This window comes from Haloimpatiens myeolchijeotgali, assembly GCF_042688525.2.
Classification (GTDB): Bacteria; Bacillota; Clostridia; order Clostridiales; family Clostridiaceae; genus Haloimpatiens.
Map to the genome: position 1 here is coordinate 2,965,948 of NZ_JBHWAB010000001.1, position 12,047 is coordinate 2,977,994.

The window sequence follows — 12,047 nt, forward strand, 5'->3', positions numbered from 1 at the left end:
TAACTTAATTTTTGGATTTTACTAAAAATTTATTGTATATATGTTATAATGTAGAACTTTAAACGTTTAAATTTGGAAATAATTATTTGATAATTGCATAATTATTTATTTATAATTGCATATATATCATGTTTATGATAAGATATTCATAATTCGTAATTGATTATGCAATACTTCTTCGGAAATTATTCATTTTATTTTCAATATTTAAAAAGAGAAAGGGGCAAATATATGGATAATAAAAGAGAAAATTGGGGATCAAAATTAGGACTTATCCTTGCAATGGCTGGAAATGCAATTGGATTAGGAAACTTCTGGCGATTTCCTTATCAAGCTGCCAAAAACGGTGGAGGAGCATTCATGATACCTTACATTATAGCACTTTTATTATTAGGTATTCCAATAACTCTAGTAGAATGGATGCAGGGAAGACTAGGAGGACGATATGGACATGGAACTGTAGGTTATATGATATACTTACAGTCAAGAGAAAGGTTAAAACCAAAAAAAGCAATCATACTAGGGTCAATATGTGGAATGATAATAATTGGTGTTACTCTTCTTGTTAATTCATACTACAATCACATCATAGGTTGGACATTAGGGTACAGTTTCTTATCTGCAACAGGTGGTTATGCAGACAAATCAGTATCAACAGCTCAATTTTTCGTAAATTATATTCAAAATCCTAAATATGTATTTCTATTTTGGATAATAAGTTTATCTTGTTTAGCTTTTGCAGTAACAAGAGGTATTCAAAAAGGTATTGAAGCTTGGGCAAAATTAATGATGCCTGTATTATATATATTTTCTTTTGTACTTATAATAAAAACTTTAACTTTAGGTACTCCTGTAAAACCAGATTGGTCAGCTTTAAAAGGCCTAAGTTACATTTGGACTCCTAGATGGGGTGATTTAAATTTCAAAACAGCTCTAGCTGCAAGTGGACAGATTTTTTTCACTTTATCCATAGGTATGGGAATCATTCAAAATTATGCTTCATATTTAAAGAAAGATGATGATATCGTAAATTCTGCATTATGTACAATTTCTCTTAATGAATTTGCTGAGGTAATTCTTGGTGGAACTATCGCTATCCCTATAACTTACGCTTTTATGGGACCTGAAGGTTTAAGTCAATCTATAGGACTTTCTTTTATCTCTCTTCCAAACATATTTAGAACTATGGCTGGTGGAAAAGTACTTGGAACTCTTTGGTTTCTAATATTATTCTTTGCAGGATTTACTTCTGCAATAGCAATGTATAACTATTTAGTTTCCATATTTCAAGAAGAATTTGGCTTCTCTAGATCTAAATCTTCTTTATTAGTATTTACAGCATATATTGTGGTTGGACTTCCAGTATGTTTAGAACCAATTTTAACTAAAACAGCAACTCTTTCATATTTCACAGAACTAGACAATTGGGTTGGAACTTATCTTCTTGTAGTTATGGGATTAATTGAAGTTATTGCAACAGGATGGCTTATGAAAGGAAACCCTATTGATGAAATAAATAGAGGGGCTTATTTTAAAGCACCTAAGTGGTTATATACTGTCATGATAAGATTTGTAACTCCTATTACAATAATAATTATACTTTTAGGTTCTACTATAGATTATATAAAGGAAGGTTATTTTAAACTTATTCCTAATTTTGTTAAAGATACACCTAATTTAGTACCTTGGGTTAATGGTGCAAGACTTGTACTTATATTCATATTTATCTTAGGTTTTATTGGAACTTATAGAAGCATAAAAAATAAATATTCAAAAGAAATTGAAGAAAATAAAGTATTGATAATAAAATAATTAGGAGGATTATCTATGAGTAAATCTGGAATGCTATTTATGGGTATAATATGGTTAAGTATATTATCATCAGTAATTTTTACACTAAGATCTTTATTAAAACATCAAAAATAATATGTTTATGAATCTAAGAAAGTAGGTGATACTTTGAAAAGAAATATTGCTTTTTATTTTACTATACTCTCTGCATTATTTTTAGCATTATCCTCACAATTTTTAGGATTTATATTTCCTATAATCTTTATTATTCCTATATACATGACCTTAAATGGATTAAAAAGTTATAAGAAAAGTGGTTATCTTCTTGCATTAGCTTTGCTTCCTATATTTTTATCTCTATCAGTAATTTGGATAAAATATTTTTTAAGTATAGTTAATAATTTAAATAACGAATTTGTTAGATTAAGTACTTCTTTTCATATATCTTCTACTACTGCTAAATTTATTACTATAGGAAGTTTTTCTATTAGTATTATAATGTTAGCATTATCTATAATTGTATTTTTAAAATTAATGAAATATAGAAAATCATTTCAATAAGATAAAGAACAAAAGCACATATTCCATAAAAAAAGTTTTCCAAAATCATTTGGAAAACTTTTTTATATTTTACTATATTCCATAAGTAATAAATGCGTAGAGATATATTTATGGATAAATTCAACTTAGTAAAATATGTTTGCCACCATAAATGCAATATTGCAACGTAATAATTTCATTTATATCATATTCTTTCAACCCATGGTGCCAATTAATCGTTTATCTATCTGATATGTCATAATCGTTTATTGATTTTCCATTTTTTATTAAAAAGTCCATATGTTTTTCTAATTCTGCAATTTATTTTATTCATTATGCTATTTTCTGAAAATTTTCCTTGAATTTAATCTTTTATTTTGCTATACTATAATACATGCTGTACTTATTCTATTATAATAAACGAAATTCTTTGCCAATAGAATTTACTTTAAATTGGCAATACACATAAAGTACATTGATACATAAAATTCATTATACATAAGGAGGTCATTAAATGAAAAAATACAAAAGCTTAAAACTTTCTACAAAAATATTAATAGCAATGGTATTAGGAATGATACTGGGACTTTTATTTAATAAAGAAATTGCAATATTACCAAATAGTATATATACTCCAATGGAAGCATACTTTTTTGCACCTGTTGGGAAAATATTTATAAATGCAATAAAAATGCTTGTAGTTCCAATGGTATTTGTTTCTTTAGTTAATGGAATTTCTCAAATAGGTGATTTGAAAAAACTAGGTAGAGTAGGTGGTAAAACAGTAGGTTTTTACCTCATCACAACTTCAATTGCTATTACTATAGGTTTAGGATTAGCATTATTAATAAACCCTGGAGCTAACGCTTCACTTCCAGCTGCAGATATTGCTTTTAAAGCAAAAGAATCTGTTCCTTTCACTGAAATATTGGTAAATATGGTTCCAACAAATCCTTTGAAAGCTATGGTTGAAGGAAATATGCTTCAAGTTATAGTATTTAGTATACTTTTAGGAATGGCAGTTACAAGTATAAAGAAAGAAAAATCTAAAATTATATTAAGTTTCTTTGATGCACTTAATGATGCTGTTCTTAAAATGATTGATTTTGTTATGAAATTAGCTCCTTTAGGAGTATTTTGCTTAATTTCAAAAGTATTAGCCACTCTTGGGCTATCATCAATTTTAAATCTTGCACTTTACATGATGACTATACTTCTTGCACTAGCTCTTCATCTAATATTTGTTTACACTGGTGCTTTAATGATATTTACAAAACTAAATCCAATTGTATTCTTTAAAAAATTCTGGTCAGTTATGACATTAGCATTTAGTACTTCTAGTTCTAATGCAACATTACCTGTTACTATGGAAACAGTTGAGAAAAAATTTGGAGTTAATAAAAGTATATTAGGATTTACTTTTCCACTAGGAGCAACAATAAATATGGACGGTACTGCTATAATGCAAGGTGTTGCTACTGTATTCATAGCACAAATTTATAATATGAATTTAACTATTCCTCAATTATTGACTGTAATTTTAACAGCAACACTTGCTTCAATAGGTACAGCTGGCGTACCAGGTGTAGGTATGATTACCCTTACTTTAGTACTTGAATCTATAGGTCTTCCTGTTGAAGGAATTGCTATGATTATAGGAGTTGACCGTATATTAGATATGTGTCGTACAGTTGTAAATGTAACAGGTGACACTGTTGTAACTCTTGCAGTTGCTAAAAGTGAAAATGAAGTCGATGAAGAAATATTCTTCGCTAACGAAGAAAGCCTTCAAGTAAATTTTAGCGAGTAGTACAAGAATTCATTAACTCAACTTTCGCAGGTGAAAAACAATCGCTACGGAAAATGATATATTGCTCTAAAACTTTTCACTTCTTGCCATAAGTATATGCAACCAGTAAATAAAAATAAGTATAAGAATATGAATCCTTCACTTCCATAACGTGCTCTAAGATTCCTATTCTTATACAATTTTTATTTACTGGCAATATGCATTTAGGTAAAGTATAAAGTACAAAGTTTAAAGAACAAATAAGGAAATTTTGCCTTAAGACAAAATACATGATCTAATGTTCTTTTTTTAGTTTCACATTCCAAATCACATTTTCTTTTTTCTTCACAGGACTTCTTTTTATACACCAATGTCCTATAAATTTAACATTATTATTATTTTTGTTTATTAGAGTTACTAATGCCTCTCCATATGTAAGGCTATCATCATATTTTATAGGTTCAACTTGCAATAGATCAATGTTTTCGAGAGATGTAGAAATTTTACCACACAAATGAACTATACTACATTCAAGCTTATCTTCTATTCTTTTTAATATGTTATATGTAATTTTACCACTAACTTCTTTGTATACTTTAGGTCCAACAATATCTATAGTTCCTACTGGGTCACCATAGGATATAATATTAGCTCCTCTTTTAATTCCTTCTAAAATATATTTTACAATACTATCTTCAACAACTTTTAATAACTTTTCAGCTTCATCTTTATTTTTTCTCAATGCTTTATAAAACACTCTAGGTTCCATAAGTGAAGATACAATAGTAAAAGATCCTTCTACATTTAAACAAACTATCTCACCAGCTTGTCTTAATTTTTCAATAGACTTCAGCACTTCTCCTATTCTACCTTTGGTAAAATCAATTTCTTTAATGTTCTTAAAATCATCGATACTTTTAATTAAATATTGTGAAACTCTTGGTCCAACTTTATAATCTCCGAGTTTTATATTTCCTCCAAAAGCCTCCGCTTCTACTGTATTACAAAACGGAACTCTACAAATTGCATCTTTCTTATATTCCTTTAATGCCCTTGATAAAGTTGTTATATACTGAGTTTTAGTATGCGCCTCTGGAAATTTAAGTCCTGTACTTTCTACTACCTCATATGGTATTTTTTCAAACTCATCACTAACACATTTAAATTCCACTTTATTTTTCAAGCAATCACCTCTATTTATTTGAAAATAATCAAAAATCTCAACTTTCGCAGTACAAAAATACTGCCTAGCGAAGGGAAAGGTTTCTGAGTAAGATATCATTTCCCGCAGCGGCTATTTTTCATATGCAAAAGCTGAATTAAAAATTTAATTCTTTTATGAAATGCTTTTGAAAGTCATCATCAGTAGATAATTCTAAAATTTTTATATCACCTTTTAATCTCTGCATTTCACTTAAACATCCCTTATTTATAAGAGCTAATCTTGCACCTTCTACAGAAGAATTTCCTACAAAAGTTACTTTACCCTTAAAACCTTTTGGTATAATTCCAATAGTTTTTATACTTTCTCCATTAATATGATATCCAAAAGCACCTGCAATTACAGCCTCTTCCACTTCATCAATAGAAATCCCTATTTCCTTTAAAAGCATTGTTATTCCAGATGCAATAGCACCCTTTGCAAGCTGTATTTGCCTTATATCCTTTTGAGAAATATAAATTTTATCTGTTAAATAAAATTTCTTATCTACTAATCTATCTTTTACTCGTTCGTCTAAATTCTTATTGAGCTTTCCACTTTTAAGTATTATCTTTCTATTAACCAAAGCTGCAGCTATATCAATAAGTCCACTACCACATATTCCTTTAGCTTCACAATTTCCTATAGTTGTATAAGAAATATTAAAGTCTTCACTTATACTAAAAGAATCTATAGCTCCTTCTTCTGCTCTACATCCACAAGAAATGTTCATACCTTCTAACGCTGGACCTGCCGCAGTAGATGTCGCTGCCATTTTACCTTTGGAAATAGCTACAATTTCCCCATTTGTTCCTATATCCACAAATATTGAAGAATGTTCCTTGTTTTGAAAATCTGATGCTACAACCCCTGCCAAAATATCTGCACCTACATATGCAGAAGCACAAGGTAAAATTGTAACAATTCCATTTTTATTTATATTTATACCTAATTTATAAGCATTTGAATTAAAATAATTCAAGAAAACTGGTCTATATGGAGCTTTGGATAAAGATATCGGTGAAACTCCTAAAACTAAATGCATCATAGTTGTATTTCCTGCAATAACAACATTATATATATCATTCAAAGTATATTTATTTCCTATGATTTTATTTATACTTTTATTTATTTCCTTAATTATAGTATCTTTTAATTCTTTACATCCATTTTCATTATTCATACAATAAGTTATTCTTGTTAAAACATCTCCACCAAATTCAGTTTGAGGATTTAATGAAGAAACCCTATTTATTACCGTTCCGTCTTGCAAATCTACTAAATAATATGAAATCCCCGTTGTTCCTATATCTATTGCAATTCCTAATATATTATCAATTTTATTCCCTGCATCTAATAAATTATTTTCATTAACAACTCCATAAAGATTATCATAATATTCCTCTTCCTCTATTTTTCCTATTTTCTCATATAGATTTATAGAAGAAATAATATAATTTAAATTTTCTACATATGGAGAAGCTTTCTTTTTTTCTATTTTGGGCAATTTAACCACTCTTACTGGACTATCTATATCTACATCTATACAATATCCTCTATTTATAGTTTTTAGTTTTTTTGAGATTTAATAAGTTCTACTTCTACATTTCCTTTAATTTTTGCAAGACATGCTAATCTTTCATTTTTACTTTCATCTATAAATTTCTTTTCTTCATCCGTTGGTGGATATAAATCTCCTACAGCTATAACTTTACACTTGCCACATATACCCATGCCGCTGCATGGAGTTTCTATTTGCAGCTTTGCCCTTTTAATACAATTAAGTAAAGTAGTATTTATATCTGCATCAATTGTTATACTTTCATTTTTAAAAATTACTTTAGCCATTTATAAACTTTCCTTTCCTTTAACAAAGTCTGTCATAGCTTTTAAATTTTCAATTGGTGTTGCCATACTTAAGCCACAAGCAGGTGAAACTATATCTACTCCTGAATCAATACAATTTTTTGTTATTGAAATTATTTTTTTCTTTGTTCCTGTATGAAGAAGTTGAGTATTAATATTTCCCATAAGTCTTGTTTTTAATTTTGACTTTGCTAATCTCATATTTACAATGGAATCAAAACTTACCGCATCTGCACCTATTTCATTCAAACTTTCAATTATATTTTTTGTATTACCGCAAATATGAATAATTACAGGTACATTGAATTTATGCATTTCTTTAATAAGTTTTTTATACATTGGAGATGCAAATTTATCAAAATTTCTTTTTCCTAATATTTCTCCAGTAGCAGTTGGATCAGCTACAGCAATAACATCTGCTCCTGCTTTTACAAGCTCTACAGCATATTCTATAGTATAATCATTAACATAATCTATAAATTCATAAGCTTCCTTTGGACTTTTTCTAAACATTTTTATTAATCCTAAAGGATCTACTACAGAAGTTGCAGTACTTATGGCACCTGTTATACTTCCTGTTACAGGTATATCATCATTTTTAAGTCTTTTTACAGCTTCTATAACCGCTGGCATTCTTTTGTCCTTTAAAGGATTAACTTTATAATTTTTCATTATGTATTCTAATTGATTTTTATTATATTCTGTTACTCTAGGTTCTACAATTTTACTTCCAAAATCCAATTCAACACCCAATGGCTCTGCTTCTACAGTCATACAAAATGGAACTCCATAATTCTCAAAGCCGGTTATCTCATATACTTTTTTTGCAGCTTCTACCATAGAATCTACATCTACATTGTGATTTTTACTTATATTTTCTACAACCTCTGTAACAGCTGCATTCATCATACCTCCAGGACAAATAACTGGTGGTCTATCAACTTTTTGTCCATTTAAAGCTTTTAACAATCTATCTTTTTGATTCACAACATTCACCACCTTCTTTTTATTGAAAATCAAGTTACCAAATATCTCAACTTCCACAGTAAAAAAATACTTCTTAGCGAAGGGAAATGATATATTGCGTAAGAAACATTTGAACAAAGTTTACAAGTTCTTAGCTTTACGAATTTGAAAAAAGTAATTTTTAAATTACTGATTCCTACGGAATATTAATTAAAAAATCTTTTTTCAATATGAGTAAAGCTTAGAACTTGTTACTGAAGTGAATGGTTTCTGAGCAAGATATCATTTCCCGCAGCGGCTATTTTTTACCTGCGAAAGTTGAGTAAATATCTTTCAACTATCTTTTTATAGGGTAGCTTCCATAAATTTTTGCAGCGTTCATTAACGCTTGAATATTTTCTATAGGTGCTCCCATTGGTATTTGACATCCAGTACTTAAAATAAAACCTTTTTTGCTATCATGAGCTTTATTAATACATTCTCTTGCTTCATTCATAACATCCTCTACAGTCCCATTTTTCATAGTATCTACAGGTTTTACATTACCTACTATACAAACTCTATCCCCTATTAAATTCTTAGCTTCTTCCATATCTTCTGCATTATCTATACTTAAAGTAGTAATTCCCGTTTCTAATAAAGATTCCCATATCTCTTTACTTTTACCGCACATATGTATACTAGAACCCTTTCCTGTAAGTTCTCTCATTTTACCTATACACTTTTTCTCATAAGGCATAGCAAACTCTCTAAACTGTTTAACACTTATCAAACTTGAAGAAGCTACTGGGTCAGACATACATAAACCTACTCCTATATCTGCAAAAGCTTCTATTATTCTAAGATTACTTTCTGTTACAATTTCTAAAAGAGTATGAAGTTTTTTAGGATACTTTATTAATGCCCTTAATAATTTATCTGTTCCTACTACTGCAGCTGCTGCACTAAAAGGTCCTGCAATATCACTTCCAACATCAACTAAATCTCCTAATTCTTTTTTTACAATTTTTAAAGCCTTTATACATAAAGGTAATTTTCCATCTTTATATGGATCTGCTGGTTCTAAATTATCAGCTTCTCTTATATCTTTTAAAACAGGTTCTTCTAAATAAGATATACCATTTTCAGGATAACCCACCTTACTTCCTAAAGCCTCTGCAACCCCTCTTAGAGTAGTCCCTACCCCTACACTATCAGGTCTTATCTTATTAAATAAAAACATCTCTAATTCTGCCATTCTTTCTGCTGAATGATAATATTCATGAGTAGTTATTCCCATAAGTGGTGCCATAGTTACTCCCATTTGAGGCATACATAAAATTCTATCAATTTCTTCTCCCTTTGAAAAAGCTTCCATTCTTTCTTTTGGTGTCATTTGATCTGGCTTTATGTACATAAATATTTCCCCCTATGCTCTTTGTAAACAATTCACAATTAGTCTTTATTTAAATGTAAAAGTTTTGCACATTTCATTTTTTTAATTCATAAGTTCTTTGACTTTTTTTACCGCTTCAGTAGCATCTACTGTATAAAAATCCGCTCCAATTTCATCTGCAAACTTCTGAGATACAGGTCCTCCTCCAATCATAACTTTATATTTATCTCTTATATTTTTTTGTTTGAGTTCATCAACAACCTTTTTCATGCCAGGCATTGTTGTAGTCATTAAAGTAGACATACATATAATATCTGTATTTTCTTCTTCAGCTTTCGCAACAAATTTTTCAAGAGGTACATCTCTTCCTAAATCGTAAACTGTAAAACCAGAAGACTCCATCATAACCTTAACTAAATTTTTTCCTATGTCATGAGTATCCCCTTCAACAACTCCTATAACTACTTTTACAGGGTTGTCCATTATTTGTCTATCCAAATGTGGTTTTAATATATTAAGTCCTTCATTCATAGCATCAGAACATATAAGTACTTCTGGTAAAAAATATTCTTCTTCTTCATAAAGTCTTCCTACTTTATCCATACCAGCTATTAATCCGTTTTTTATTGTTTCATAAGCAGATATATTCATCTCAAGAGACTTTTTACATAACTCTGCTACTTCATCCTCTTCCATTTCTATTACTGATTTAGATATATTTTCAAATAAGACTTCTTTCTCCATTTAAATTCCTCCTCTATAGTCAAACCTCATGAAATCCATTACAATATTTTATCCCATATTATGTGGTAAATCCAATATAAAATATTTATAGATACTAGCTTATTTATTTGAAATACTTATAAGGTATTGATAAAAACAAAATCATATAGGTTGGATAATTATAAATTCTACAAGTAAGATGGAACTATAAGGAAGTAATCATTTACGTTATTAATTTTGGGTGTAAAAATTTATAGTATCTTAGACAACATTTTTATATTGTAAAATAAAACCTTTTGCCTATTGTAAATACGAAATATAAAGTACAAAGAATAGATAAGAAATAACTTTGTACTTTATACTTTACTAAATACATTTTTAATTATTCATTATTTTTAAAGAATTACTATTCTTATACTGATTTTTATTTACTGACTGCATACACTTGTGCCAAAAAATCACTTTTTTAAAAGTGTTCACTTATATCTTTTTCAATCCTTTTTATATCTTTCAGCCTCAAATTTGTTTCCCTCATAATTTCTTCATGACCTACTCCATCTATAAGCATTTGTCTAGCACGTTCTTTTGCACCTTGACGTTTTACATCCATTGAAATATCTCCTTTCCTTAAGATAATAAATTCGTACTAATTAGTCTTTCCCAGGAAATATTTTTTATCCTATACATATATAACATTAAAACATGAACTAAAAAGCAGAATATTTAATATATCATATAATTCTTTATATTTAATCAATATCATTAAGTTCTAATTTAATTTTACGTAAATATAATGCTGTTGCATTAAATTATCAGTTAGAGTAAAATACTAAGATAAAGTATAAACTCACATAATGATAAAAAGAAAGGACATGACTGTTATATGCCTAAAATTGGAATGCGAAACATAAAAACAGCTGTATCCGTTTTTATATGTATAGTTATATTGAAATTAGTAAATAATCCTTACCCATTTTATGCCTGTATTGCTTCTGTAATTTCTATGCAAAGTTCTGTATCAGGTTCTTTTACTGCAGGTAAAAATAGAATGATTGGGACTTCGGTTGGAGCTTTTATAGGCCTTTTATTTGCACTTATTCAACCTGACAATCCATTTCTATGTGGCCTTGGTATAATAATTGTAATATTTACATGCAATGTTTTAAATAAAAAGAAATCTGCAACTATAGCATGTATAGTATTCATTGCAATAAGTACAAATTTAAAAGGTGTACCTCCTCACATATATAGTAGGGATAGACTTTTGGAAACTTTCCTTGGAATATTTGTGGCTGTTTTAGTAAACTATTTTGTTACTCCACCTAATTATATAAATAAACTACGTAAGTCTTGTAATGAATTAGTAGATAATGTTTTTATTTCTTTTGGAAATCTTATAAGACATGACAATGAAGCAAATTTATCAAAAATAAAGAAACAAATTCAAAATTTAGAGACATCATTAAATTCTTATTTATCAGAGATAAAAAGTAAAAAAAATAAAAATGTTAAAGTTGAAAAAATAAAAGAAATATTATGTATTTCTATTAAAGCTTATGAACATCTTGTATTAATTAATCAAATTAATAATGAATGTACTTTAAATGGAAAGAATTTTTATAAATTTAAAGAATTGTATAATCCTCAAATGAAAAGTTCTACTTATACAAGTAATGATTTGAATATTGTTTATAATTATCATACTGAAGAATTGTTAAATATTTTATATGATTTAAAAGAACTAGACATAAACTCTGAAATTCACAAAGCAAGCTAAAAGCTTTCTGCCACAGCAG

The 12,047-nt window shown here is 28.5% G+C and carries 11 protein-coding genes; 4 read left to right on the forward strand and 7 right to left on the reverse strand.

The annotated features are described in order from the left end of the window. Positions 1-231: 231 nt before the first annotated feature. The 3 genes from ACFIJ5_RS13235 to ACFIJ5_RS13245 all read left to right on the forward strand — a co-directional run bounded on the left by ACFIJ5_RS13235 (position 232) and on the right by ACFIJ5_RS13245 (position 4,141). Positions 232-1,812, forward strand: a complete 1,581-nt coding sequence (locus tag ACFIJ5_RS13235) for a sodium:neurotransmitter symporter family protein (RefSeq protein ID WP_379807784.1) — start codon at positions 232-234, stop codon at positions 1,810-1,812. A 147-nt stretch (positions 1,813-1,959) separates the two neighbouring features. After that, the gene (locus ACFIJ5_RS13240) at positions 1,960-2,352 is read left to right on the forward strand and encodes a hypothetical protein (protein ID WP_379807786.1); all 393 of its coding nucleotides are present in this window, start codon (positions 1,960-1,962) and stop codon (positions 2,350-2,352) included. 493 nt (positions 2,353-2,845) lie between these two features. Then, on the forward strand, positions 2,846-4,141 hold the full coding sequence (locus tag ACFIJ5_RS13245) for a dicarboxylate/amino acid:cation symporter (RefSeq protein WP_379807788.1): 1,296 nt from the start codon (positions 2,846-2,848) through the stop codon (positions 4,139-4,141). Between the two features lie 274 nt (positions 4,142-4,415). Here ACFIJ5_RS13245 and ACFIJ5_RS13250 read toward each other — a convergent pair whose 3' ends face one another. The 7 genes from ACFIJ5_RS13250 to ACFIJ5_RS13280 all read right to left on the reverse strand — a co-directional run bounded on the left by ACFIJ5_RS13250 (position 4,416) and on the right by ACFIJ5_RS13280 (position 10,861). After that, entirely contained in the window at positions 4,416-5,291 is an 876-nt protein-coding gene (locus ACFIJ5_RS13250; protein ID WP_379807790.1) for a uroporphyrinogen decarboxylase family protein, read from the reverse strand. A gap of 148 nt (positions 5,292-5,439) precedes the next feature. Further along, a complete protein-coding gene (locus ACFIJ5_RS13255) occupies positions 5,440-6,828 on the reverse strand; it encodes an ASKHA domain-containing protein (RefSeq protein ID WP_379807792.1) in 1,389 nt (462 codons plus the stop codon). Between the two features lie 62 nt (positions 6,829-6,890). Further along, positions 6,891-7,169 carry a 2Fe-2S iron-sulfur cluster-binding protein gene (locus ACFIJ5_RS13260; RefSeq protein WP_379807794.1) on the reverse strand — a complete coding sequence of 93 codons (279 nt, stop codon included), beginning with the start codon at positions 7,167-7,169 and terminating at the stop codon, positions 6,891-6,893. After that, positions 7,170-8,174 (reverse strand): uroporphyrinogen decarboxylase family protein, encoded by a 1,005-nt coding sequence (locus ACFIJ5_RS13265; RefSeq protein ID WP_379807796.1) that lies wholly within the window; start codon positions 8,172-8,174, stop codon positions 7,170-7,172. It abuts the gene before it with no gap. 316 nt (positions 8,175-8,490) lie between these two features. Then, positions 8,491-9,549, reverse strand: coding sequence for a uroporphyrinogen decarboxylase family protein (locus tag ACFIJ5_RS13270; protein ID WP_379807798.1), 1,059 nt, complete (start codon positions 9,547-9,549; stop codon positions 8,491-8,493). Between the two features lie 81 nt (positions 9,550-9,630). Next, positions 9,631-10,272, reverse strand: a complete 642-nt coding sequence (locus ACFIJ5_RS13275; protein ID WP_379807800.1) for a corrinoid protein — start codon at positions 10,270-10,272, stop codon at positions 9,631-9,633. A 445-nt stretch (positions 10,273-10,717) separates the two neighbouring features. After that, positions 10,718-10,861 (reverse strand): hypothetical protein, encoded by a 144-nt coding sequence (locus ACFIJ5_RS13280; RefSeq protein ID WP_379807802.1) that lies wholly within the window; start codon positions 10,859-10,861, stop codon positions 10,718-10,720. Between the two features lie 273 nt (positions 10,862-11,134). Here ACFIJ5_RS13280 and ACFIJ5_RS13285 point away from each other — a divergent pair, with 273 nt between their 5' ends. Continuing rightward, positions 11,135-12,028, forward strand: a complete 894-nt coding sequence (locus tag ACFIJ5_RS13285; protein ID WP_379807804.1) for an FUSC family protein — start codon at positions 11,135-11,137, stop codon at positions 12,026-12,028. Positions 12,029-12,047 lie beyond the last annotated feature (19 nt).